Origin of the sequence: Paraburkholderia tropica (assembly GCF_014171495.1) — a bacterium.
Taxonomy (GTDB): Bacteria; Pseudomonadota; Gammaproteobacteria; order Burkholderiales; family Burkholderiaceae; genus Paraburkholderia; species Paraburkholderia tropica.
On record NZ_CP049134.1, the window covers coordinates 973278 to 997719 of the forward strand.

19 protein-coding genes are annotated in these 24442 nt (G+C 64.7%); 13 read left to right on the forward strand and 6 right to left on the reverse strand.

The genetic code is table 11. From position 1 onward, the window contains the following. The first annotated feature begins 138 nt into the window (after positions 1 to 138). The 6 genes from purT to G5S35_RS04380 all read left to right on the forward strand — a co-directional run bounded on the left by purT (position 139) and on the right by G5S35_RS04380 (position 7936). Positions 139 to 1350, forward strand: coding sequence for a formate-dependent phosphoribosylglycinamide formyltransferase (gene purT, locus G5S35_RS04355; protein WP_183038660.1), 1212 nt, complete (start codon positions 139 to 141; stop codon positions 1348 to 1350). Positions 1351 to 1630: 280 nt separating this feature from the next. Beyond that, positions 1631 to 1780, forward strand: coding sequence for a DUF6726 family protein (locus G5S35_RS04360; RefSeq protein WP_173816893.1), 150 nt, complete (start codon positions 1631 to 1633; stop codon positions 1778 to 1780). A gap of 65 nt (positions 1781 to 1845) precedes the next feature. Continuing rightward, the gene (locus G5S35_RS04365; protein WP_124261142.1) at positions 1846 to 2256 is read left to right on the forward strand and encodes an MliC family protein; all 411 of its coding nucleotides are present in this window, start codon (positions 1846 to 1848) and stop codon (positions 2254 to 2256) included. A 238-nt stretch (positions 2257 to 2494) separates the two neighbouring features. After that, positions 2495 to 4141 carry an acetolactate synthase large subunit gene (locus G5S35_RS04370; RefSeq protein ID WP_065063635.1) on the forward strand — a complete coding sequence of 549 codons (1647 nt, stop codon included), beginning with the start codon at positions 2495 to 2497 and terminating at the stop codon, positions 4139 to 4141. Positions 4142 to 4294: 153 nt separating this feature from the next. Beyond that, on the forward strand, positions 4295 to 5737 hold the full coding sequence (locus tag G5S35_RS04375) for an aldehyde dehydrogenase family protein (protein ID WP_074984771.1): 1443 nt from the start codon (positions 4295 to 4297) through the stop codon (positions 5735 to 5737). Between the two features lie 690 nt (positions 5738 to 6427). Further along, a complete protein-coding gene (locus G5S35_RS04380) occupies positions 6428 to 7936 on the forward strand; it encodes a DEAD/DEAH box helicase (RefSeq protein WP_183038661.1) in 1509 nt (502 codons plus the stop codon). Between the two features lie 81 nt (positions 7937 to 8017). On the opposite strand, the gene gluQRS is transcribed toward G5S35_RS04380, so the two are convergent. Both gluQRS and G5S35_RS04390 read right to left on the reverse strand, forming a co-directional pair. Beyond that, entirely contained in the window at positions 8018 to 8974 is a 957-nt protein-coding gene (gene gluQRS, locus G5S35_RS04385; RefSeq protein WP_074984864.1) for a tRNA glutamyl-Q(34) synthetase GluQRS, read from the reverse strand. Between the two features lie 13 nt (positions 8975 to 8987). Beyond that, on the reverse strand, positions 8988 to 9854 hold the full coding sequence (locus G5S35_RS04390; protein WP_065063629.1) for a sulfurtransferase: 867 nt from the start codon (positions 9852 to 9854) through the stop codon (positions 8988 to 8990). 341 nt (positions 9855 to 10195) lie between these two features. Between G5S35_RS04390 and dnaE the strand changes: the two genes are divergently transcribed. Further along, the gene (dnaE, locus tag G5S35_RS04395; protein ID WP_183038807.1) at positions 10196 to 13774 is read left to right on the forward strand and encodes a DNA polymerase III subunit alpha; all 3579 of its coding nucleotides are present in this window, start codon (positions 10196 to 10198) and stop codon (positions 13772 to 13774) included. 126 nt (positions 13775 to 13900) lie between these two features. Here dnaE and G5S35_RS04400 read toward each other — a convergent pair whose 3' ends face one another. Then, entirely contained in the window at positions 13901 to 14641 is a 741-nt protein-coding gene (locus tag G5S35_RS04400) for a glycosyltransferase family 2 protein (protein ID WP_231957713.1), read from the reverse strand. 377 nt (positions 14642 to 15018) lie between these two features. Here G5S35_RS04400 and msbA point away from each other — a divergent pair, with 377 nt between their 5' ends. Then, entirely contained in the window at positions 15019 to 16812 is a 1794-nt protein-coding gene (msbA, locus tag G5S35_RS04405; RefSeq protein WP_074984774.1) for a lipid A export permease/ATP-binding protein MsbA, read from the forward strand. A gap of 222 nt (positions 16813 to 17034) precedes the next feature. Here the strand turns inward: msbA and G5S35_RS04410 are convergent, their stop codons facing one another. Further along, a complete protein-coding gene (locus G5S35_RS04410; protein ID WP_313903841.1) occupies positions 17035 to 18249 on the reverse strand; it encodes an O-antigen ligase family protein in 1215 nt (404 codons plus the stop codon). 298 nt (positions 18250 to 18547) lie between these two features. Between G5S35_RS04410 and G5S35_RS04415 the strand changes: the two genes are divergently transcribed. Both G5S35_RS04415 and G5S35_RS04420 read left to right on the forward strand, forming a co-directional pair. Continuing rightward, complete coding sequence (locus tag G5S35_RS04415) at positions 18548 to 19609, forward strand: glycosyltransferase family 4 protein (RefSeq protein WP_183038662.1); 1062 nt, start codon at positions 18548 to 18550, stop codon at positions 19607 to 19609. A gap of 205 nt (positions 19610 to 19814) precedes the next feature. After that, positions 19815 to 20120 carry a DUF4148 domain-containing protein gene (locus tag G5S35_RS04420; RefSeq protein WP_065064476.1) on the forward strand — a complete coding sequence of 102 codons (306 nt, stop codon included), beginning with the start codon at positions 19815 to 19817 and terminating at the stop codon, positions 20118 to 20120. 231 nt (positions 20121 to 20351) lie between these two features. On the opposite strand, the gene mnmH is transcribed toward G5S35_RS04420, so the two are convergent. Both mnmH and G5S35_RS40160 read right to left on the reverse strand, forming a co-directional pair. Beyond that, positions 20352 to 21428, reverse strand: coding sequence for a tRNA 2-selenouridine(34) synthase MnmH (mnmH, locus tag G5S35_RS04425; RefSeq protein WP_183038663.1), 1077 nt, complete (start codon positions 21426 to 21428; stop codon positions 20352 to 20354). A gap of 268 nt (positions 21429 to 21696) precedes the next feature. Beyond that, positions 21697 to 22269: an excisionase gene (locus G5S35_RS40160; RefSeq protein ID WP_338048709.1), complete on the reverse strand. Its 573-nt coding sequence runs from the start codon at positions 22267 to 22269 to the stop codon at positions 21697 to 21699. 230 nt (positions 22270 to 22499) lie between these two features. Here G5S35_RS40160 and G5S35_RS04435 point away from each other — a divergent pair, with 230 nt between their 5' ends. From G5S35_RS04435 to G5S35_RS04445, 3 genes are all read left to right on the forward strand, one after another. Beyond that, the gene (locus tag G5S35_RS04435; RefSeq protein WP_237181340.1) at positions 22500 to 23111 is read left to right on the forward strand and encodes a DUF4145 domain-containing protein; all 612 of its coding nucleotides are present in this window, start codon (positions 22500 to 22502) and stop codon (positions 23109 to 23111) included. A 598-nt stretch (positions 23112 to 23709) separates the two neighbouring features. Further along, entirely contained in the window at positions 23710 to 24198 is a 489-nt protein-coding gene (locus G5S35_RS04440; RefSeq protein ID WP_183038665.1) for an HNH endonuclease signature motif containing protein, read from the forward strand. After that, positions 24188 to 24415 (forward strand): hypothetical protein, encoded by a 228-nt coding sequence (locus tag G5S35_RS04445; protein ID WP_183038666.1) that lies wholly within the window; start codon positions 24188 to 24190, stop codon positions 24413 to 24415. The genes G5S35_RS04440 and G5S35_RS04445 overlap by 11 nt, the downstream gene beginning before the upstream one ends. Positions 24416 to 24442 lie beyond the last annotated feature (27 nt).

The window sequence follows — 24442 nt, forward strand, 5'->3', positions numbered from 1 at the left end:
TGTGTCCAGATGTATCCGCGAAGTCTCCAGGCGGCATGCGCGCGCGTGTTAACATCGGCGCTCTCTCGCATTCGTGCATCACCCGTGGCGCGCGCCGGGTCCCGTGCGTACCGCCCACCGTCATTCTCTGGAGACATCATGCAGACCGGCCCCCGCATCGGCACGCCGCTTTCCGCTTCCGCCACCCGCGTCATGCTGCTGGGCGCAGGCGAGCTCGGCAAAGAAGTGATCATCGCGCTGCAACGCCTGGGCGTGGAAGTGATCGCCGTCGACCGCTACGAGAACGCGCCCGGCCACCAGGTCGCGCATCGCGCGCACGTCATCGACATGGCCGATCCCAAGGCGCTGCGCGCACTGATCGACGCTGAGCGTCCGCATCTGATCGTGCCGGAAATCGAGGCCATCGCCACCGACGCGCTCGCGGCCGTCGAAGCCGAGCGTGTCGCCGAGGTGATCCCGACCGCGCGCGCCGCGCAGCTCACCATGAACCGCGAGGGCATCCGCCGTCTCGCCGCCGAGGAACTGGGTCTCGCGACCTCGCCGTACGCGTTCGCCGACTCGCTCGACGAACTCAAGGCGGGCATCGCCAAGGTCGGTTATCCGTGTGTCGTGAAGCCGGTGATGTCGTCGTCGGGCAAGGGCCAGTCGGTGCTGCGCAGCGACGCCGACGTCGAGGCCGCGTGGCAATACGCGCTCGCGGGCGGGCGCGTGAACCATGGCCGCGTGATCGTCGAGGGTTTCATCGACTTCGAATATGAGATCACGCAACTGACCGTGCGCGCCACCGATCCGTCGAGCGGCCAGGTGCAGACGTATTTCTGCGATCCGATCGGCCACCGGCAGGTCGACGGCGACTACGTGGAATCGTGGCAGCCGCAGCCGATGAGCCCGAAGGCGCTCGAGCGCTCGCGCGAAATCGCGCACAAGGTGACCGCGGCGCTGGGCGGGCGCGGCCTGTTCGGCGTCGAGCTGTTCGTGCGCGGCGACGAGGTGTGGTTCTCGGAAGTGAGCCCGCGTCCGCACGACACGGGGCTCGTCACGCTCGCGTCGCAGCGTTTCTCGGAATTCGAACTCCATGCGCGCGCGATTCTCGGCCTGCCCGTCGATACGACGGCGCGCGGCCCGTCGGCGTCGGCGGTGATCTATGGCGGCATGGACGAGCGCGGCATCGCGTTCGAGGGCGTCGCGGACGCGCTGGCCGTGCCGGGCGCGGACCTGCGCCTGTTCGGCAAGCCGGAAAGCTTCACGAAGCGCCGCATGGGCGTGGCGCTCGCAACCGGCGCGGATCTCGAAGAGGCGCGTGCGCGCGCTCGCGCGGCGGCGGCGGCGGTGCGTCCGGTCAAGGGCTGAGCGGCGAATCGGCGTGGCCTGCGCTTGCGCGTGCCGGCATTGATCGAGGGTAAGCCCGCCGCGCGCGGGACGTCCCATAATCGCCGGTCCAGCGCGTGGCGCGGCGTCGCATGACGGTTGCTGCGGCGCGCGGGACATCCGGCGGGCGGCGCAACGCGGCCCGGGTTATCGTGTCGGGCAAGCGCGTAGAGGTCGGAGCATGAAGTCGATGCTGGGTGAACGTGGAGCACGTAGCCGTGGAGCACGAAGCGGGGTCGTTCGCCGCGCAACCGTGCTGGTGATGCTGACGGTCTGTGGCGTCGCGCTGGCGGGTTGCGGCGCCGTGGCCGCGCCGTGCCGCGTGGCGTCGGCGGGACTCAAGATCGTGCCGGTCGTCGGGCATCTGGCGGCGGCGCCCACCGACGCCTGCGCGGACGTGATCGATCCGTGACGCCGCCGTGCGCCCGATTCCCGGCGCGCGGGCCGCGTTTCGCGAAAACCGCCGGAGAATCCGCAATGACAGCCGTTGGTGCAGCGCTTCGTTCGAAGTTGCCTTCTTTTCTTTCCTCTCCGTGGCGCGCGCCACTCGCGCTCGGCCTTGCCTGCGCCGCCTTGCACGCGAGCGCCGCGCCGCTCGAAGTGCGCGAAATCCAGACTCAGGCGCGCCACACGTTCAGCTACACCTGCGCGGACGGCAAGACCTTCAAGGTCACCTATATCAACGGCACGAACGGCCAGAGTTTCGCGCTCGTGCCCGTCGACGGCCGCAGGCTGTTGTTCGTCGGCGTGATTGCGGCGTCGGGCGTGAAGTATGTGGCCGACCGCTATACGTGGTGGACCAAGGGGCCGGGCGCCGATCTCTACGACGCCATGTCCGAAGCGAGCCCCAAGCCGCTGCTGAGCGGCTGCGCGACCATCATGCGCTGAGGCCGCCGCCTCGCGCTTACGCCTTTGCCGCGCCTTTTGCCCGCGCTTTTGCCCGCGCTTTTGCCCGCGCTTTTGCCCGCGCATTTGCCCGTTTCGCCGACGCGTTCTCGTCCCCGGTAGTACTCTGTCGTGCGTGAAACCGGGTGCGCGCCGGCGCGCGCGCTGGATGCGAATTCCGGGCGAAATTCGAGCGGATTTCGCGCCGATTGCAGCGAAACGAAGCGTAGCGAGGTAGCCGATGAAAGCATCCGATCTGTTCGTGAAAGCGCTGGAGGCGGAGGGCGTCGAATACGTGTTCGGCATCCCCGGCGAGGAAAATCTCGATCTGCTCGAATCGCTGCGGCGCTCGAAGATCCGCCTGATCGTCACGCGTCACGAACAGGCTGCCGGTTTCATGGCCGCCACGTACGGACGGCTGACGGGGCGCACCGGCGTCTGTCTGTCGACGCTCGGCCCCGGCGCGACCAACTTCGTGACCGCCGCGGCCTACGCGCAGCTCGGCGGCATGCCGATGCTGATGGTCACCGGCCAGAAGCCGATCAAGTCCAGCAAGCAGGGCCATTTCCAGATCGTCGACGTGGTGCGCATGATGGAGCCGCTCACCAAATACGCGCGCCAGATCGTGTCGATCGGCAATATTCCGGCGCTCGTGCGCGAGGCGTTCCGCCAGGCCGAGCAGGAGCGACCGGGCGCCGTGCATCTCGAACTGCCCGAGGACGTCGCCGACGAAGAAGGCGACGGCAAGCCCATTCCCAAGAGCTTCAGCCGCCGTCCGGTCGCCGAGGAAAAGGCCGTCGCGCACGCGGTGTCGGCGATCTGCGCGGCGCGTCATCCGCTGCTGATGATCGGCGCGGGCGGCAACCGCAAGACCACGCGCAACGTGCTGCGCGAATTCGTCGACCAGACCGGCATCCCGTTCTTCACCACGCAGATGGGCAAGGGCGTGATCGACGAATCGCATCCGCTCTGGCTCGGCAACGCCACGCTGTCCGATGGCGATTTCGTGCACCGCGCGATCGAGCACGCCGACTGCATCATCAACGTCGGCCACGACGTGATCGAAAAGCCGCCGTTCTTCATGCGCAGCGCCGAGGAAAAGACCGTGATCCACGTGAATTTTCTGGGCGCGGAAGTCGATCCGGTCTATTTCCCGCAGATCGAGGTCGTGGGCGACATCGCCAACGCGGTGTGGCAGCTCAAGGAAAGCCTCAAGCCGCGCGAGCACGCGTGGGATTTCACGCGCTTCGAGGAGATCAAGCGCCACTTCGACGCGCATCTCGCCAAGGGCCAGCACGACGCGCGCTTTCCGATGTACCCGGTGCGCCTCGTGCACGATGTCTACGGCGCGATGCCCGAGGACGGCATCCTCTGTCTCGACAACGGCATGTACAAGATCTGGTTCGCGCGCTACTACCGCGCCCGCGAGCCGAATTCGGTGTTGCTCGACAACGCGCTCGCGTCGATGGGCGCGGGGCTGCCCTCGGCGATCGCGACGCGCATCGTGCATCCCGAGCGCAAGGTCGTGGCCGTGTGCGGCGACGGCGGCTTCATGATGAATTCGCAGGAGCTGGAGACGGCGGTGCGCATGAAGCTCGATCTCGTCGTGCTGATCCTGCGCGACGACGCCTTCGGCATGATTCGCTGGAAGCAGGAAAACATGAATTTCCCCGACTACGGCATGACGCTGCAAAACCCGGATTTCGTCGATTACGCGCGCAGCTACGGTGCGCACGGTCATCGCGTGACGGAAGCCGATCAGCTCAAGCCGCTGCTGGAGCAATGTTTCGCGCAGCCGGGCGTGCACGTGATCGACGTGCCGATCGACTACTCGGACAACGAGCGCGTGCTCAATCGCGAGATCAAGCGTCTGAGCGCGCAGCTTTGAGCCGTTCGTTGAGCCGTTCGTTGAGTCATTCGTTGAGCCATTCGCGCGGGCGCGCGCCTTGCGCGCCGTCCCGCATTGCCTGACTTCAGGCGCAGTGCAGGCGCGGCTGATCCGACGCGACCCGACGGACCGCGCTTCCCCGGAGAACACGCCATGCTCAAGCCGACTTATCCGTACTATCTGGCGAATCAGGCCGTCGCCGCCAACACCGATCTCGAGGTCACCGACAAATACAGCGGCGAAGTCGCCACGCGCGTCGCGCTTGCCGACGCGAAGGCGATCGACGAGGCCATCGCCGCCGCCGAAGCCGCCATGCCTGCCATGCGCGCGTTCCCGCCGTTCAAGCGCCAGGCGGTGATCGACCATTGCGTGGCGCGCTTTCGCGAGCGATTCGACGAGCTGGCGATGGCGCTCTGCATCGAGGCCGGCAAGCCGATCAACGATGCGCGCGGCGAAGTCACGCGCCTGATCGACACCTTCCGCGTGGCGGCCGAGGAGAGCGTGCGCATCGACGGCGAAATCGTGAATCTGGAGATTTCGCCGCGCGCGAAGGGCTATCACGGCTACGTCAAACGCGTGCCGATCGGGCCGTGCTCGTTCATCTCGCCGTTCAACTTTCCGCTCAATCTGGCCGCGCACAAGGTCGCGCCCGCGCTGGCGGCGGGCGTGCCGTTCGTGCTCAAGCCCGCGAGCCGCACGCCGGTGGGCGCGCTGATCATCGGCGAGGTGCTGGCGGAAACCGATCTGCCGAAAGGCGCGTTCTCGATCCTGCCCGCGCATCGCGACGGCGCCGATCTGTTCACGACCGACGAGCGCTTCAAGCTGCTCTCGTTCACGGGCTCGCCGGGCGTCGGCTGGGATCTCAAGAAGAAGGCGGGCAAGAAAAAGGTGGTGCTGGAACTGGGCGGCAACGCGGCGGCCGTGGTCGACGCGGATCAGGGCGCGAAGCTCGATTATGTCGTGGACCGGCTGGCGTTCGGCGCGTATTACCAGTCGGGGCAGAGCTGCATCGGCGTGCAGCGCATTCTCGTGCACGCCTCGCTCTACGACGCGCTGCGCGACAAGCTGATCGCCAAGGTCAAGACGCTCAAGATGGGCGATCCGAAAGACGAAAAGACTTTCGTCGGGCCGATGATCTCGGAGTCGGAGGCGAAGCGTCTCGCGGGCTGGATGGAGCAGGCGGTGCTGGCGGGCGCGAAGATCCTCGCGGGCGGCCAGGTCGACGGCGCGATGTTCGAGGCCACGCTGCTCGAAGACGTGGGGCGCGGCACCGATCTGTATCGCAAGGAAGCCTTCGGGCCGGTGGCGATCCTCGAACGTTTCAAGGATTTCGGCCAGGCGCTCGATATCGTCAACGACAGCGACTTCGGTCTTCAGGCGGGTGTGTTCACCGACTCGCTCGCCAACGCGCATCGCGCGTGGGACGGGCTCGATGTGGGCGGCGTGGTGATCAACGATATTCCGTCATTTCGCGTCGATAACATGCCGTATGGCGGCGTGAAGGACTCGGGGCTCGGGCGCGAGGGCGTGCGCTACGCGATCGAGGACATGACCGAGTTGCGGCTGATGGTGATGCGCGAAACGTGGCAGGGCTGAGGGAGGCGCGGCATCCGCGTGAGGGGCCGGATGTCGATGCCTGACGCCTCGGTCCGCACTTCGGGCGCGCCGAGGCAAATGGCCCGGCGCCGTCAGGTAAAAGTAAGCACCATTGACAGAAGGCCGCCCCTGCGGCCATAGGGATTTATGCCAAGGTGCTACAATACCGGCCTTTCGCCGTATTGCGCCTGCACCCTTTGCGGGGGCGACATGGCAAAAACCCGTGGCGGCGCAGGTCTGCGCGCCCGGATACGCCGGCGCAAGCGCCGGCATCGACTGAAGCGGCCGCGCCCGAGCGCGCAGCCGGAAAGAGGGTACGAGCAAACGCTCGAGCGCAAGGGGGCTGCCCCGCTCGCGTGAAGGCATCGGTTGGACCGGATGACGCGGGTCGAGCGCGGTCGGAGCGCCAGCGCACCCCGTCGCCATCGCCGCCGTTGCCGTTCAGCACGCCGCCGCGCTCTGCGTCGCGAGCCGTCCGCCGGACGGCCCACGCCCGAGCGTCCGTCCCGGTGTCGGGTTGCGTCACCGCCGGCCCGGCGTCAGGCAGGGCCTCGCGACACGCGGCCCACCGGGCGTACCCAGCGACACCAGGCGTACCCAGCGACACCAGGCGTACCCAGCAACATCCGCAGTGATTATTTGAGGCGCGCCGCGCCTCGCGCGCATAGCGCCTTTATAGCGAAAGCCACCATGTCCGACACAGCCGTCACGCCCAGCACTGAGACCTTCGATCAGTTCGGCCTCGCGCCCGAGATCCTCAGGGCGATCCAGGAGCAGGGCTACACGACGCCCACGCCGATCCAGGCGCAGGCCATCCCCGTGGTCCTCACGGGCCGCGACGTGATGGGCGCCGCGCAAACCGGCACCGGCAAGACCGCGAGCTTCTCGCTGCCGATCCTCCAGCGTCTCCTGCCGCTCGCGAGCACGAGCGCATCGCCCGCGCGCCATCCGGTGCGCGCGCTGATCCTCACGCCCACGCGCGAGCTGGCCGACCAGGTTGCCAACAACGTGCGCACCTACGCGCAGCACACGCCGCTGCGCAGCGCGGTGGTGTTCGGCGGCGTCGACATGAATCCGCAATCGGACGAACTGCGCCGCGGCGTGGAAATCCTGATCGCGACGCCGGGCCGTCTGCTCGACCACGTCCAGCAGAAGACCACGAACCTCGGCCAGGTGCAGATGCTCGTGCTCGACGAAGCCGACCGCATGCTCGACATGGGCTTCCTGCCCGACCTCCAGCGCATCCTGAACCTGCTGCCGAAGGAGCGTCAGACGCTGCTGTTCTCGGCCACGTTCTCGGCGGAAATCAAGAAGCTGGCGGCGACCTACCTGCGCACGCCGCAGACCATCGAAGTCGCGCGCAGCAACTCCACGAACGCCAACGTCACGCAGATCGTCTATGAAGTCGCCGAAGGCGACAAGACGGGCGCGGTCGTGCAACTGATCCGCGATCGCGGCCTCAAGCAGGTGATCGTGTTCTGCAACAGCAAGATCGGCGCGAGCCGTCTCGCGCGCCAGATCGAGAAGCAGGGCATCGTGGCCGCCGCGATTCACGGCGACCGCACGCAGAGCGAGCGCATGCAGGCGCTCGACGCCTTCAAGCGCGGCGAGATCGAGGCGCTGGTGGCCACCGACGTGGCCGCGCGCGGTCTCGACATCGCCGAACTGCCGGCCGTCATCAACTTCGACCTGCCGTTCAACGCGGAAGACTACGTGCACCGTATCGGCCGTACGGGCCGCGCGGGCGCGACCGGCGACGCGCTGTCGCTGTGCTCGCCGAACGAGAAAAAGCAGCTCGCCGATATCGAAAAGCTCATCAAGCGTCCGCTGACCGTCGAGCATCTCGCGGTCGATACGCCGGTGGCGCACCACGAAGGCGGCAGCCGCCGCCGCGAGCGCGACGGTCATGAAGGTCGCGAGGGTCGTGAAAGCCGCGAGGGTCGCGAAGGTCGTGGCGAGCGCGTCGGCCACCGCCGTCCGGGCGCGCACGAGCGCACGCATCATCACCGTTCGGCGCAGCCGGTCGACGACTTCTTCCTGAAGCCGTACGAAGCGCCGGCATCCGCGCGCAGCAAGGCCGAAGACAAGGCCGTGCCGGACAGCGCGCCGCAGAAGCAGTCGAAGCAGCCGCTCGCCGCGCTGCTCGGCGGTCTGGGCGCGGGCTGGCGCAACAAGCCGACTTCGTCGTCGTCTTCGTAAGCTTCGCCTCGCGCTGGATCGGCGCGTAAAAAAACGGCATGTCGTGGTGAACGACATGCCGTTTTTGTTTGTGCGGCTGTTTTATTCCGATGCCGATGGTGCGGGCAATGACGCGAGCCGCCGCTTCCAGGCGTCGATGGCGTCGGCCTGAAACGCTTCGAGCGTGGTCGGCGCGCCGTCGTGCAGGTCGAGCCCGAGATGGCGCGCGGCGCCCACCAGCGCATCGATCGGACGCGCGGCGTCGAGCGCCAGCGCGCCGGTCTGCTTCGAGAGCTTGTCGCCGTCCGCGTTGGTGACGACCGGCACGTGCAGATACGCGGGCGTCGGCACGCCGAGGCACTGCTGGAGCCAGATCTGGCGCGCTGTGGAATCGAGCAGATCCGCGCCGCGCACGATGTGCGTGATGCGTTGATCGGCGTCGTCCACGACGACCGCGAGCTGATACGCCCACTGGCCGTCGGCGCGCAGCAGCACGAAGTCGCCGACCTCGGTCGCGAGATCCTGCTGCTGCGGACCTTGCCAGCGATCGTCGAAGCGGATCAGGGCGGGATGAGTGCGCGGATCGCCGGCGTCGGTGGGTTCGTCGGCGAGTTCGTCGGGCACGCGCAGCCGCCACGCGCGCGCGGGCTTGCCGTGCAGCCCGTCGCGGCAGGTGCCGGGATAGATCAGCGTGGTGTTGCGCCGATGCGCGTGCAGTTGCGAATCGGCGATTTCCTTGCGCGTGCAGCCGCACGGATAGACGTGGCCGGACGCGATCAGCGCGTCGAGCGCCGTGCGATAAAGCGCAATGCGGCGGCTTTGCCACTCGGGCGGTTCGTCGGCGTGAAAGCCGAAACGTTCGAGTGTTGCCAGAATGTCTTCGGCCGCGCCCGGCACCGTGCGCGGCCCGTCGATGTCCTCGATGCGCACGAGCCACGCGCCGCCGTGCGCGCGCGCGTCGAGCCAGCTCGCGAGCGCGGACACGAGCGAGCCGACATGCAGCGGACCGGTGGGCGACGGCGCGAAACGCCCGCGATAACCGTGCGGCGACGCGCTCACGCGCTCGCGCACCTTACGCGGCTTGCACGCTGGCCGCGCGCTGCGGATGGCACGCCGGGCAGCTCTTGCCCGCTTCGTAGAGCGGCGAAGCCTGCTCGGCGGGCGTGACCACGGCGCGGCAGGCGAAGCACTGCACGGTGTCGGTGGGTTCGAGTTGCGGATTGAGCGCGGTGCGCTGGTCGAACACGAAGCAGTCGCCGGTGTAATGTGCGCCGCCCACTTCCTCGAAGTACTTCAGGATGCCGCCTTCGAGCTGATAAACGTGGTCGATACCCACTTCCTTCATGTGGATCGCGGCCTTTTCGCAGCGGATGCCGCCCGTGCAGAACGACACCACGGTCTTGCCGTCGAGGTCGGCGCGGTTCGCGGCGATCACCTCGGGGAATTCGCTGAACTTGTCGATGCGGTAATCGAGCGCGTTGTCGAAGGTGCCGACGTCGATTTCGAACGCATTGCGCGTGTCGAGCATGACGACCGGACGGCCTTCGTCGTCGAAGCCGCGGTCGAGCCATTGCTTGAGCACGACCGGGGCGACCGACGGCGCGCGACCTTCCTCGGGACGGATGGCCGGCTTCTTCATCGTAATGATCTCGCGCTTGAGGCGCACGAGCATGCGGTTGAAGGGGCGCGTTTCCGAGAAGCTCTCCTTGAACGGCAGCGTCGCGAACTTGCCTTCGAACAGCGGATCGTTGTTGATGTAATCCATGAAGGCGCGCACGTTCGGCTCGTCGCCGGCGACGAACAGATTGATGCCTTCGGGCGCGAGCAGAATGGTGCCGCGCAGGTCGAGCTGCTTGCAGCGTTCGAGCACGAACGGGCGCCATTGCTCGGTCTTGTCGAGCGTCGCGAACTGATACGTAGAGAGATTGAGAATACGCATGGCCAAACGGTAAAAGCGGGATCGGACGGGCCCGGCGGGCTGCCTCGACGAAAATTGGGGCGATTCCTGCGATTCGGGCGGTTTCGTCGAGGAAAGACGAGGGCGCAAAACGGTGAAATCGGGGCGAGATCGGCTGAAAATACCGGGTCTCGCGAGGCGTCGGGCGCGGCGGGCGCAATCCGCTATTATCCCTCAATCGCGCGATGCGCTGCCCGTCCGGTGCACGCATGCGCCGGGGCCGTTACGGCATCGGCGTGACCTCGCGCAAAGCCTTGTCCGTTTGGCCAACGTGGTCCCGACGCCGCCCGGCGCGGCAAAAATCGCGCGACCGTAGAGGTACAATCACGTCCATGTCAGATCCCCGCTTCGTCCATCTTCGCGTCCACTCCGAATTCTCGATTGCCGACGGCATCGTGCGCCTCGACGACCTCGTCAAGGCGGCGGCCAAAGACGGTCAGGGCGCGCTCGCGCTCACCGACCTCAGCAACGCATTCGGCCTCGTCCGTTTTTACCAGGAAGCCCGCGGCAAAGGGGTCAAACCCATTGCCGGCTGCGACGTCTGGATCATGAATCCCGACGACCGCGACAAACCTTCGCGCCTGCTGCTGCTCGTGAAGGATAAGCGCGGCTACCTGAATCTCTGCGAGCTGCTCTCCAAGGCGTGGCTCACGAACCAGTATCGCGGCCGCGCGGAAGTCGACGTCGCATGGCTCGAAGCGGGTCTCGGCGAAGGGCTGCTGGCCATTTCGGGCGCGCAGCAGGGCGACGTGGGCCTCGCACTCGCGGCGGGCAACGTCGAAAGCGCGAAGCGTCATGCGCAGCGCTGGGCGAAGCTGTTCCCGAACGCGTATTACATCGAGCTGCAACGTTGCGGCCAGCCGGGCGGCGAACAGTACGTCGAGCAGGCGGTGGGCATCGCGGCCGAGCTGCAACTACCGGTGGTCGCCACGCACCCCATGCAGTTCATGACCGACGAGGAATTCACCGCGCACGAAGCGCGCGTGTGTATTTCCGAAGGCGACATGCTCGCGAATCCGCGCCGCCAGAAGCGCTTTACGACCGATCAGCGTTTTCGCACCCAGGACGAAATGGTCGCGCTGTTCGCGGACATTCCCTCGGCCATCGCGAACACCATCGAGATCGCCAAGCGCTGCAATCTGACGCTCGAACTCGGCAAGCCCAAGCTGCCGCTGTTCCCCACGCCGGACGGCCTGTCGCTCGACGACTACCTCGTGCAGCTTTCTAAGGAAGGTCTGGAAACGCGCCTCGTGCAGCTGTATCCGGACGAAGCCGAACGCGAAAAAGAGCGCGCGCATTACTACGAGCGTCTGGATTTCGAGTGCGGGACCATCATCAAGATGGGCTTCCCGGGCTACTTCCTGATCGTGGCGGACTTCATCAACTGGGCGAAGAACAACGGCGTGCCGGTCGGTCCGGGCCGGGGCTCGGGCGCGGGCTCGCTGGTCGCCTACGCGCTCGGCATTACCGACCTCGACCCGCTGCGCTACAACCTGCTGTTCGAGCGTTTCCTGAATCCGGAACGCGTCTCGATGCCCGACTTCGACATCGACTTCTGCCAGCACGGGCGCGACCGCGTCATTCAGTACGTGAAGGACAAGTACGGCGCGGACGCGGTGTCGCAGATCGCCACGTTCGGCACGATGGCGGCAAAGGCGGCGGTGCGCGACATCGGCCGCGTGCTCGACCTCGGCTACAACTTCACCGACGGCGTGGCCAAGCTCATCCCGTTCAAGCCGGGCAAGCACGTCACCATCGCCGACGCGATGAAGGAAGAGCCGCAGCTCCAGGAGCGCTACGACAACGAAGACGAAGTCCATCAGCTGCTCGACCTCGCGCAGCTCGTGGAAGGGCTCACGCGTAACGTGGGCATGCACGCGGGCGGCGTGCTGATCGCGCCCGGCAAGCTCACCGACTTCTGCCCGCTCTACACGCAGGGCGACGAAAGCGGCGTCGTGAGCCAGTACGACAAGGACGACGTGGAAGCCGTCGGCCTCGTCAAGTTCGACTTTCTGGGTCTGACCACGCTCACGATTCTCGACTGGGCCGAGCGCTATATCCGCATGCTCGATCCGTCGAAGAAAGACTGGTCGCTCGCCCAGGTGCCGCTCGACGACGCGCCGTCGTTCCAGATCCTCAAGAAAGCGAATACGGTCGCCGTGTTCCAGCTGGAAAGCCGCGGCATGCAGGGCATGCTCAAAGACGCGCAGCCCGACCGCTTCGAGGACATCATCGCGCTCGTGGCCTTGTACCGTCCGGGCCCGATGGACCTGATCCCGAGCTTCTGCGCGCGTAAGCACGGCCGCGAAGTGGTGGAGTATCCGGACCCGCGCGTCGAACCTGTTCTGAAAGAGACCTACGGCATCATGGTCTATCAGGAGCAGGTGATGCAGATGGCGCAGATCATCGGCGGCTACTCGCTCGGCGGCGCCGACTTGCTGCGCCGCGCGATGGGTAAGAAGAAGCCCGAGGAAATGGCCAAGCACCGCGAGATCTTCGCGGAAGGCGCGGCGAAGAACGGCCTCACGCGCGAGAAGGCGGACGAAACCTTCGACTTGATGGAGAAGTTCGCGGGCTACGGCTTCAACAAGTCGCACGCGGCCGCTTACGCGCTGCTCGCGTATCACACGGCTTGGCTGAAGGCGCACCATCCGGCGGAATTCATGGCGGCCAATATGTCGCTCGCCATGGACGACACCGACAAGGTCAAGATCCTCTTCGAGGACTGCCTGACGAACAAGATGGTCGTGCTGCCGCCGGACGTGAACGCGTCGGCGTATCGCTTCGAGCCGGTCGCCGATGCTCACGTGGCCGAAGGCAAACGCTCGCGCACGATCCGCTACGGTCTGGGTGCGATCAAGGGCAGCGGCCAGAACGCCATCGAAGAAATTCTGCGCGCGCGCGAGGAAGGCGGTCCGTTCAAGGATCTGTTCGACTTCTGCGAGCGTATCGACCGCCGTCTCGTGAACCGCCGCACGATCGAAGCCATGATTCGCGCGGGCGCGTTCGACACGATTCACGCGAACCGTGCGCAGTTGCTCGCGTCGGTGCCCATGGCGATGGAAGCCGCCGAGCAGGCGAGCGCCAACGCCATGCAGGCCGGTCTGTTCGACATGGGCGACGCGCCGCTGGCCGCGCACGAACTCGTCGACGAACCGGCTTGGGGCGAAAAGCGCAAGCTCCAGGAAGAGAAGGGCGCGCTCGGCTTCTATCTGTCGGGCCACCTGTTCGACGCCTACAAGGACGAAGTGCGCCGCTTCGTGCGCCAGAAGATCGGCGAACTCAAGGAAGGCCGCGACAAGCTGGTGGCGGGCGTGATCGCCTCGCTGCGCACGCAGATGACCCAGCGCGGCAAGATGCTGATCGCGCTGCTCGACGACGGCACCGGCCAGTGCGAAGTGACGGTGTTCAACGAGCAGTTCGAGGCGCACAAGGCGTTGTTCAAGGAAGACGAACTGCTGGTCGTGCAGGGCGGCGCGCGTAACGACGCGTTCACGGGCGGCATCCGCTTCACCGTGGATACCGTGATGGATCTGGAGCGCGCGCGCAGCCGCTACGCCCAGGCCGTGAAGGTGCAGATGAACGGCAACGCGAATGCGGGCGCGCTGCGTGCGGTGCTCGAAGCCCATCGCGCGAAACCCGACGACTCGCTGCCCGCGCCGGTCGAACAGGCGCGCGGCCGTGGCGGGCGCGATGGTGGCGGTGGTGGATATGGCGGCCGCGATCGCGACCGTGCGCAGGCCGTGATTCCGAACGGGCTCGCGGTGCAGATCGTCTATCGCAACGAACGCGCGGAAGGGGAAGTGCGGCTTGGCGACGCCTGGCGCGTGAAGCCCACCGACGACCTGCTCGTCGCCCTGCGCGGCGAATTCGCGAACAGCTCGGTCGAAATCGTCTACTGACGATTCAGGCGGATGTGGGATGCGGCGCGCGATGTTTCATCGGCGCCGCGCCGTGCATTTCAGGTGTATCGCGCTGAGTCGCGGGTATTGGTCGCAAGCGCCGGTTGCAAGCCCCAGTTGCAAACCTCAGCGCTTTTTCGCCACCTTGCCGTCGCGCGTGAGCAGCGCGAGTTTCGCGTAGCGGTAGTACGTCGTTTCGGCGTTGTTGATCGCCAGCATCAGGCCTTCGGCACCGTCCAGAAAGCCCGCGCGTATCACCCACGTGCGGAAGAATGCCCAGAAACCCTTGCCCAGCGCCTTCGCGAGCGACGAGCGCTTGCCGTTCTCGGCCATCGTCAGCGCGCCCTCCGACGAATAGACGTTGGTCTTGTCGAGCGCTTCGTGCAGATCGGGCATCGAAATATGGATGAACGGGCCGTCGAAACGTCCGGTCGTGCCGTCGATTTCCAGATGCGTGTGCGTGCGCACATCGGTGAAGCGCGCGCTGCCGCGCCGGAACAGGCGCACGATGCGGTCGGGCCACCAGCCCGAATGCTTCATGAACCGGCCGCAGAAGCTCGAACGGCGCGGCGTGCTGAAGGCCGCATGCGGGCTGCCTTGCGCGAGCAGTGTTTCGATTTCGGCGCGCAGCTCGGGGCTCAGGCGTTCGTCGGCGTCGAGGCAGATCACCCAGTCGCCGCGCGCTTCGGCGAGCGCACGGTTTTTTTGCGGACCGTCGCCGGGCCAGTCGGTTTCGAACACGCGCGCGCCCAGCGCGCGGCAGATATCGGGCGTGCCGTCCGTGCTGCCGGAATCGAACACGATGGTTTCCAGGGCGAGTCCGCGCACGGATTCGAGGCAGTCGCGAATGTCGTGCGCCTCGTTCATCGCGACCACGATCACGGAGAGCGTGGCGCGCGGCGTGCGGCTGCTGGCCTCGCGGCCCGCGCGGTTCGGGGAAAGTCCTTCGGACATGAAGATGACGCCTGTGCTGGAAATGTGTCGAATGCGGCGCGCCTGCCGGTGGCGGCCCGGCGCGCAGAGGTGCGTATTCTAGTCCATGTCCCGCCGACGGCCAGGGGGCGGGCGGCCGGCACGTCCTGTGCGCGCCCTGCGGACGCCGCGCCACACTGGCCCGACTCGCGAGGCGAGCCGCCGCGCCTAGCGTATACAATGCGGTACCTTGCTGTCGCGACCGGGCAAAAGCCCCGCGCGCGGCGCGAGACGAGACCATATTTTCAGCATCCGCCTTTCCAGAGGATTCCTTGAGCGAGAAGCCAAAACAATCCACCCTCAGCAAGCCGATCGGTAACGGTGCGGCTTCGAATCCGGCATCGGTTGGCCGCCGGTTGTGGCCCTATCTTAAGCCGCTCATCTGGGTCTCGATCGCCGCCATCCTCACGCTGGCGCTGGTGGCCGCGACCGAGGCCGGCATTCCGGCGCTGCTCAAGCCGCTGCTCGACCACGGCTTCGGCACCAAGGGCAGCCCGAGCGCGATGTGGATCGTGCCGGTCGCCATCATCGGGCTCGCGCTGGTGCGCGGTCTGGCGCAATACGCGTCGGGCTATCTGCTGCAGTACGTGTCGAACCGCATCCTGCTGGAACTGCGTCTGAAGATGTTCGAGCGGATGATTCACGCGAGCGTCGGCTTCTTCCAGCGCGAGACGGCCAGCACGGTCATCAACGCGATCGTGTTCGAGGTCAACCAGATCCTGAGCGTGCTGATGGGCGTGCTCGTCACGTCCGTGCGCGACTCGCTCACGGTGTTCTTCCTGCTCGGCTATCTGTTCATTCTCAACTGGCGCCTGACGCTGATCGTGGCGGTGCTGCTGCCCGCCATCGGCTGGCTGGTCAGCAAGATCAACCGCCGCCTGCGCCGCCTGAACCGCGAGCATCAGTTGCTGACCAACGAACTGTCCTACATCGTCGAAGAGACGGTGGGCGGGTACAAGGTCGTCAAGGTGCACAACGGCGAGCAGTACGAAATGAGCCGTTTCGGCGAGATGAGCCGCCGTCTGCGCGGCTACCAGATGCGCATGACGGTGTCGGGCGGTCTGGCTCAGCCGCTCACGCAGTTCCTCGCGTCGATCGCGCTCGCCATCGTGGTGACCATCGCCGTGGTGCAGGCGTCGCACGACCAGACCACGGTCGGCGGCTTCGTCGCGTTCGTCACGTCGATGCTGCTCGTGATCTCGCCGCTCAAGCATCTGATCGACGTGAACCAGCCGCTGCAGCGCGGCATGACGGCGGCCGAGCTGATCTTCGGTCTGATCGACGAGCCGGCGGAACCGGAAGGCGGCGGCAAGCCGCTCGAACGCGCGCGCGGCGAGATCGAGTTCCGCGATGTGTCGTTTGCGTATGGGCCGGAAGGGCGTCCGATTCTCGAAAGCGTGCATTTCAGCGCCGCGCCGGGCGAGATGATCGCGCTGGCGGGGCCGTCGGGCAGTGGCAAGACCACGCTCGTGAACCTGCTGCCGCGCTTCTTCGATCCGAGCGGCGGCCAGATTCTGGTCGACGGCGTGCCGCTGCCGGAGTACGACATTCACGCGCTGCGCAGCCAGATCGCGATGGTGAGCCAGGACGTCACGCTGTTCAACGACACGGTCGCCAACAACGTCGCGTATGGCCAGACGGCCGACCCGGAGCGCGTCGAGCACGCGCTGCGCGCCGCCAATCTGTGGGACACGATTGCCGCGCTACCCGAAGGCGCGGCCACGCTCGTGGGCGACAACGGCATGAAGCTCTCGGGCGGCCAACGTCAGCGTCTCGCGATCGCACGCGCGATCTACAAGGACGCGCCGATCCTGATTCTCGACGAAGCCACCTCGGCGCTCGATTCGGAATCGGAACGCCACGTGCAGGCGGCGCTCGAAACGCTGATGAAGGGCCGCACGACGCTCGTGATCGCCCACCGTCTGTCGACCATCGAGCGCGCGGACCGCATCCTCGTGATGGAAGCGGGCCGTATCGTCGAGCGCGGTTCGCATCAGCAATTGCTGGAGCAGCGCGGTTTGTACGCGCATCTGCACAAGATCCAGTTCCAGCAGCACGCCGCGTAACGTCGCGTATCGTCGCGTATCGTCGCGGACTATGCCTGAAGCCACGCGGGCGTCGCGTGCCTTTGGCGCACACTGCCCCGACAACGCAAAACGGGCCGCGCAATGCGGCCCGTTTTCATTTCTTGAGCGATATCCGAAGGGAAAGGCTTTTCCGTTGTGCACGCAACGGAGCGAAGGCGTGCGCGCGAGTCGCGCACGGCCGCCCGGCGCTTGTTCAGCGCATCAGACGCGCGGCGCGTCTGCGGCGAGTTCGCGCCGGCGCGACACGATGATCGCGAGGAAAGTGGCGGTGAGCAGCGAGACCAGCACGGTCACCTGAATGGGCACCAGCACGTCGATCGTCAGTCCGAACAGGATCGTGCTGAACGAAATCGCGAGCCCGCCGCAGGCCGCCGTGCGGATCACGGCGTCGTCCGAGCGGCGCGCGCGCCAGAAGTGCACCGAGGTGCCGACATAGAACAGCAGCAGCGTCGCCACGCCCATCGCGCCCATTTCCGCGATGGCCGAGAAGAAGTCGCTGTGCGCGCGTTCGTTGACGATCTGCGTGCTCGCCTCGCCATGCTGCGCGAGGTCGCCGAGCGCGCGTTCCAGATGCCCCTTGCCCACGCCATAGAACGGATGGCGTTCGAACAGCGTGATCGACGCGCTCCACAACTGCAGGCGCAGGCCGACCGAGGTGTCCTTGTCGCCGCGCTGCATCAGGGTGACGTCCGATCCGGCTGCGGCCACGCGCTCGCGGATGTTGCCCGTCGACAGCAGCACGCCCGCGGCGGCGGCCAGCAGCACGACGCTGATAAGCACGCGCTTCCAGTGCGAGAACCAGCCGTATTGCAAGCCGAGCAGCAGCACGAAGACGGGAATCGCGATCCAGCCGCCGCGCGTGCCCGAGAAGTAGGAGGCGAAGCCGCCCGCGACGAGCGCCGCGAGTTTCACGACCAGGGCGAGCGGACGCGCCTTCGTGTCCCAGCCGAATGTGAACACGGCGAGGAAGGCGAGCAGCAGGGCGGTATCGCCGAACGGAATGGCGTTCGTGTACGAGTTCGTGAGACGGTCCGCGACGTTCCAGCCACCCGCGGGACGGTCGACGACGATCCATGCGCTGGCGGCGAGCGCGCCGAGCGCGCAGCCCCAGCCGACCACCGTCAGATAGCGCGAAGGCAGGCGGCACAGCAGCAAAAAGAGCGGCAGCGCGAGCGCGAAGCGCGAGAGCGGGTCGAACTGGTGCGGCGCCCAGTAGCCGAACAGGGCTTGCTGCACGATGACGACGCAAAGCGGCACGATCATCGCGGCGGTGTACCAGCCGTATTCACGCCACGGGGCGAAGTAGCTGCGGTCGTGCCGCCAGGCCCAGGCGCTGTAGAGCGAAAAGGCGAGCAGCAGGAAGAAGCCGTAACCCGTTCCGCCGCGCCAGACCAGATTGACGGCCGGTGCGAGCACGAGAAGCAGGGAAGCGATTGGAGCCAGGCGGCGTGGGTATGTCGTCGTATCTTGATTCATGGCGGCCGGCGCAAATCGGTCGGGCAGTCGATTGTTATGTCGCTATGGCCGCGCCCGAGTGACCTCGCGCCCGGCACGCCCAAGGATGGACACGTGATGCCCAAAAAGCCGGTCGATTATACCGGAGGCACTTTTGGCTACGCAGTTCGGGGCAAGTCCCTGCACTCCGGTAGGGCGCGAAGCGCCCGCTATATAATCGTCGGCACCAGATTGCACAAAAAATCACGTCGGACGGGTCATGAAGGTCGGAATTTCCAGCAACGCGCTCAAGCACAGTGGCGGTCTCGAACGCTATGCGATGGATCTCGTGCGCGGTCTCGCCGCGCGCGGCATGCGGCCCGCGTTCTTCGCGCGCAAGTTCGATGTCTCGGTGCCTGAATGCGCGCTCGTCGAGCGGCATCGCATCAACGTGTCCTTGTTGCCGGGCAAGCTGCGCGACGCCTGGTTCTCCTGGCGGCTCGCCGCGCTGCGCCGTCGCGCGCGCGTGGACGTGCTGGTCGGCTGCAACCGGGTCGATTCGTCGGAAATCGCCATTTGCGGCGGCACGCATCGCGGTTTTCTGCGTGCGACCGGGCGGCCGCTGCGCGCCTCCGATCGGCGTCAGATCGCGCTGGAGAGCCGTCAATATGCGCAATCGCGAGTCGTCGTCGCGCACTCGGAACTGATGCGCGACGAACTGCGCGAACTCTACGGCGTCGACGACAGCAAGATCCGCGTGCTTTGCCCGCCGGTCGACGGCGAGCGGTTTTCGCCGGTGGACGCCGCCACGCGCGCCGCGCTGCGCAAGCAATACGGTTTCGCGGACAACGAAACGGTCCTGCTGTTTCCGTCGAGCAGCCACACGCGCAAGGGTCTGCCGCTGATCCAGTCGGTGGTCGAGGCGCTCGATCTGCCGGTCGTGGTGGCGGTGGCGGGGCGGCCGCCGGAGCGCACGAGCACGCGCGTGCGCTACATCGGCTACGTGAAGGATCTCGAAAACGCCTATCGCGCCGCCGACTATTCGATCCTCGCCTCGACCTACGAGCCGTTCGGGCTCGTCGGCATCGAGTCGGTGATGTGCGGCACGCCGGTGATCTTCTCGACGAACATCGGTTGCGCCGACGCCATCGCCGGGTCCGCCAAACAGCTTTTCGCGCCCGGCGACGCCGCCGGACTGCGCCGCATCATCGAGTCGGCCGTGGCCGCGCGCGCGCCGCGACTCGATGCGACCCCGCGCGACGCCATCCTCTACGACGCCAGCGTGCCCGCGCACGTGGACGCGCTTCTCGCCCTCGCAACGGACATCGTTTCCACACGATAGTGGCGTGTCCGGGTGCGGCGCGACTGCGTGTCGCGTCGCGCAACCGCCCGTGTGACGGGGCTTTCCGCGATATTTCCTGAATCTGGAACGGTCTTCTGAGAGGGACGGGGTTAACCCTGGTCTTCTACAGGACTAGGATGTGTACATCGGTCGCATGCACATACCGTCGCACGTCGGCCGTCTAGTCCAAACTGGAGGTCGTATCATGAAGTCCCTGATTCAAGCCGTTGCTGTTGCCGCCGCTCTCGTCGTCCCCGTTGCTTCGTTTGCGCAGCAAGCCCCCGTCACCCGCGCCCAGGTGCGCGCCGAACTCGCCCAGCTCCAGCAGGTCGGTTACCACGTCGGCGACGGCGATCAGGCTCACTATCCGCAAGCCATCCAGGCCGCCGAAGCGAAGGTCGCCGCGCTGAATGGCCAGAGCGCCTACGGCGGCGTCGCGAACGCATCGCAATCGGGTGTGCGTGCCGCCACCGTTTCGCAGCAAGACTGGAACGCGATGTACTCGCGCTAAGCACCAGCAAGCGAAACACGTTGTAAGGCAGTACAGAATACGCGTCACGCCGCAGGAGGGCGGCACAGCATGAGCTGACGCGACGATGCGGGTCCGGCGCCCACGCCCTGTGAAGGCGCCGCCGGCATCGTAAGCAACCTCCACCATCGGTCATGCCGATGGTTTAGCCCGGGCACGGATGGGTGCCCGGGCGCTTTTTCCCCGGGAGCGGCCGGCGCCATCACCGCGAGGCTAGCCCCCCGGCATCTCGCCGATGAGGTCTTCGCCGCGCAGTTGCGCGAGCAACGAATGCGCCTCGTCGAGCGGATTCCCCGACATCGGATGAAAGGCAAAACGCGGCGAACGCGCCAGCGTCGGAAAATGCTTGCGCGTGCTGCGCGCATAGGCCGGATCGTAGTGTTCGGTCACGAGCGCTTCCGACAACGCCAGGCGGTTGTCCTCGTCGAGCAGTTTGCACCACGATTCGATACGTTCGCGCCCATGCAGCGGCGTGAGCCTCACCAACTGTTCCCTGAAGTACTCGCGCTCGTCGAGCAGATGCCCGTATTCCTCGAGCAGCAGCGCGACGCGCTCCGCGTGCGTCACGTCCACGACGACGCACGGCGCGCCGTGCATCGTATCGACGAGCGAAAGCGGCAACGTGATCGCGCCGATGCGCCGGCTCTCCGCTTCCACGAACACCGGCTGCGCGGCGTCGAAGCCGCGCAGCGTCTGCGCGAGCGTGGTGTCGAACCACTTCTGCGAAGGCTGCGTGCGCGTGGGCAACGCGCCGAGCAGCGAACCGCGATGCGCCGCGAGCGCTTCCAGATCGAGAATCTGCGCGCCGGCACGGCCTAGCGCCTGCAACAGACGCGTCTTGCCGCTGCCGGTCGGGCCGGTGAGCACGAGGTAGCGGAATTGGGCGGGCAGGGCGTCGAGCGTCTCGAGCACGCTATGCCGATACGACTTGTAGCCGCCTTCGAGCTGCCGCGCGCGCCAGCCGATCATGTTGAACATGGCCGTCATCGAAGCGGAGCGCTTGCCGCCGCGCCAGCAGTAAATGAGCGGGCGCCAGTTGCGCGGACGCTCGGCGAACGTGGTGTCGAGATGATGCGCGATGTTGCGCGCGGCGAGCGCGGCACCCAGACGCGTGGCGTCGAACGGCGACTGCCTGTACAGCGTGCCGACGATCACGCGCTCCTCGTTGCTGAGCACGGGCGCGTTGATCGCGCCCGGCATGTGGTCCTCGGCGAATTCGAGCGGCGTGCGGACGTCGATAACTTCTTCGAATTCGCCGAGCTGGGCAAGGGTGACGCGCTGGTGATTCAACTGCGGTACTCCGGTGAAGCGATGACCTGCGTGCGGTGATGGCTTACATCAGCACGATGTCATACTGCTGCGAACTAATTTGAAAATTCACATTAAATCAATGATTTACATGTAAATTTAACTCTGGGTGACGTCGCTGGCTACCCATCTAGCTACCAATCGGCTTTGCAGATCGTCGCGTTAGGGTAATGCGCGCGCTAGTCCTCTCCCGAGTTGGGCTTCGTACGACCGCGCACATGGGGCGGTGCAATTGGGCTGGCATACCGGATCACTGCCCATAGATTTCATCGATTCGTTCTGCGACGTCGTCATAGCATTGCGCTGTGGGAGTGCAATAAAAGGCCCGCCCAATCTTCCTCGGTGCCGGGAGGATCTTGCCGTTGCGCGCCCACCTGCGCAACGTTTGGATTGACGGTGCGTGTTCTCCGAAAACTTGCCGTGCCCATACTTCCATTGGGATCAGTTTCTGGAAATCTTGGGTCTGCCGCGTCCTTGGCTGTTCGCGGGTGACTGCTTGCTCCGGTCCGGCGGGGAGGGTATGTGCGATGCGCTCCCCAAGGGGCGGTGTATGGTGTCGAACCTCGACTTCCAGCCACTTAAAATAAGCGTCAACGTTGATCTCTATTACCCAAGCTCCCTTACGCGGTAATGCTGGCCGCGGATTAGCTGGCCGCTCTTGATTTGAGAGCGAATGCGCGCTGCGCTGCGCTGCATTCCTTGGGCTGCTTCTTCGAGTGTCCGCCACCCATATCGTTCCATATTCGAATTTCCGATGCACGTGCCGTGCGTTGGCTGCAAGGCCGCCCCGCTTGGGGGCGCGCAGCGCTATCCCGCAGTCCATCCGTGGCGGATCAGTACGCTCTTCGAGCGCGGCTTACGCTGTTGATCATCACCTTAGTAAACGATTTAAGTCGTTTGGTCGATGTTACGCCACAAGCCGAATAACTTTGATGCTTGAGTTGCGACCTGGTTTACGGCACGCTCTTCGCGTCGAAAACGAACGTCGGGGTCCGTCAAATGAAGTGCCCACATTGCTTGGTTGAGGTTCATGCTGGATTTTTGTCTGATCGCTTGAATACGTATCCCATCGCAGGCGGCGGCACACATCACGACCAGATCGGCAGCCGATATTGGACTGCGGGTCACATGACATGTCCGTCGTGCAAAGATGCAATTATCTTCCTTGAGGCAAGTACAGGGTCAAAGTCACAGGTGCTGCCATTTATGGCTTACCCGTCAACCACGGGCCGACCACCGGCACCTATCGAAGTGCCATCACACATAGCGGAAGACTACGAAGAAGCAAGCTCCACAATAACGGCTAGCCCAAAGGCTTCGGCAGCGCTCAGTCGTCGGTGTCTTCAGACGATCTTGCGCGAGCATGGTTTTACGCAATACAACTTAGCCGAGGCGATTCAAGCAGTAATCGATTCTGGCAAGTTGCCGACCGGCGTAGCTGAAAACATTGACGCTATTCGCAATATCGGAAATTTCGCAGCGCATCCGATGAAGGATACGAGTACAGGCCAAATCTTGCCGGTCGAGCCGGAAGAGGCTGAGTGGAACCTTGACGTGCTGGAGGAACTTTTCGATTTCTTCTATGTACAGCCGGAGAAGGCCCGACAGCGGCGAGCAGCTTTGGATGCAAAGCTCGCCGCGGCTGGCAAGCCTCCGATGAAGTGACGTTGGGATCGCCAATCAAGAGTATCGTCGGGCCCCCGATGGTGGCATCTACGTGTCACTAGATGGGTTCCGGCGCTGGGCAGGGAGCCGCTACTTTCAAGTTGGTATGCGCGCCGGCTTTCATTGCCTCAGCTAATGTGGCCATGAAAAAGCCCCGGGGATTAGGCCGGGGCTTCGTCATATTTAGCGCCGCCTCACTTTTTCTTCGTCGGTGCGGGCGCCGGCTTTTTCGCCTGGCTCAGATCTGACCCAGCAACCGACTTCTGCGCTGGCGTGCTCTTCTTGTTCGACAGCTGTTTGCTGGCGAGCGAAGCGTCCTTTTTCCCGTAGTCATAGACAGTCCTTGGTTATTTAGTTGGGCACGTACTATCGCCTAAATGTAGGAAGAATTCATCGTTACCGCCGACTATCGTTTACCCGCGTGTTACCGCGAAGGTGATGGGACGTCATTGAACTCAAAATACGTTTACGGCACTCTCTTTCTCCCAACACCGGGGTCGCCTTAGAGGTTGATGCTGCGGGATAAGTACATTACGGAAAAGCAGAGCGGCTGCTGTTGATAGGTGACGGGATAGCAGGCCACTTATTGGACGGGTATATGAAAAATAACAGATGGAAACCCGAAGAGAAGGAGTTGCTTCGAAAAATATATCCGGACGCAACACCTGCGGAATTGGAGTCTAATTTTGATAAGTCTTATTCGACGGTAAGAGCCTATGCCGTTAGGATTGGCCTTAAAAAATCAGATGAATATATGAGGAGATTGATTGCGCGACGTGGATATGAACCTCGACCGGTTGGGTATGAGCGTATATGCAAAAATGGCTTTCTTTGGCGTAAGGTAAGCATCGAGCGAGGGTTCGTACTAGTTCACCAACTTGTGTGGGAAGAGGCGCATGGAGCGATTCCGCCAAATCATCATTTTAATTTTTTGGATGGAAATAGATTAAACGTAGACTTGGCTAATCTCCAACTCGAATCTAATGTGGATAAGGTGCTTAGAATATCTGTGCACAATTTGCCAGAGGAGCTTCGGGACGTTATTCGTTTAAAATCATTGATTACGAAGAAAATTAATGGAAAATAATATAGAAACACTAAGAGGGCATCTTTTCGATACATTGCGAGCTCTCAATGATAAGGAAAAGCCGATGGATATTGAGAGGGCTAAGGCTGTTGCTGAGGTCGCACAAGTGATCATCAATTCGGCAAAGGCTGAGGTCGAGCACTTGAAGGTTGTGGGTGGGAAAAGTACCGGTTTCATTTCTCCTCCCGGAACGATTCAGCATAAGCTCGGAGGGTAGTGCATACGGACTTCGCCATAGGCTTAG

Bases quoted from the DNA above. Each gene is read 5' to 3' on its own strand.
- G5S35_RS04415 (WP_183038662.1), top strand. From the start codon at position 18,548: ATGAAGGTCGGAATTTCCAGCAACGCGCTCAAGCACAGTGGCGGTCTC.
- G5S35_RS04360 (WP_173816893.1), top strand. From the start codon at position 1,631: ATGCTGACGGTCTGTGGCGTCGCGCTGGCGGGTTGCGGCGCCGTGGCC.
- G5S35_RS04365 (WP_124261142.1), top strand. From the start codon at position 1,846: ATGACAGCCGTTGGTGCAGCGCTTCGTTCGAAGTTGCCTTCTTTTCTT.
- G5S35_RS04445 (WP_183038666.1), top strand. From the start codon at position 24,188: ATGGAAAATAATATAGAAACACTAAGAGGGCATCTTTTCGATACATTG.
- G5S35_RS04420 (WP_065064476.1), top strand. From the start codon at position 19,815: ATGAAGTCCCTGATTCAAGCCGTTGCTGTTGCCGCCGCTCTCGTCGTC.
- G5S35_RS04370 (WP_065063635.1), top strand. From the start codon at position 2,495: ATGAAAGCATCCGATCTGTTCGTGAAAGCGCTGGAGGCGGAGGGCGTC.
- G5S35_RS40160 (WP_338048709.1), bottom strand. From the start codon at position 22,269: ATGGACTGCGGGATAGCGCTGCGCGCCCCCAAGCGGGGCGGCCTTGCA.
- G5S35_RS04400 (WP_231957713.1), bottom strand. From the start codon at position 14,641: ATGAACGAGGCGCACGACATTCGCGACTGCCTCGAATCCGTGCGCGGA.
- G5S35_RS04375 (WP_074984771.1), top strand. From the start codon at position 4,295: ATGCTCAAGCCGACTTATCCGTACTATCTGGCGAATCAGGCCGTCGCC.
- purT (WP_183038660.1), top strand. From the start codon at position 139: ATGCAGACCGGCCCCCGCATCGGCACGCCGCTTTCCGCTTCCGCCACC.
- G5S35_RS04440 (WP_183038665.1), top strand. From the start codon at position 23,710: ATGAAAAATAACAGATGGAAACCCGAAGAGAAGGAGTTGCTTCGAAAA.
- G5S35_RS04390 (WP_065063629.1), bottom strand. From the start codon at position 9,854: ATGCGTATTCTCAATCTCTCTACGTATCAGTTCGCGACGCTCGACAAG.
- G5S35_RS04380 (WP_183038661.1), top strand. From the start codon at position 6,428: ATGTCCGACACAGCCGTCACGCCCAGCACTGAGACCTTCGATCAGTTC.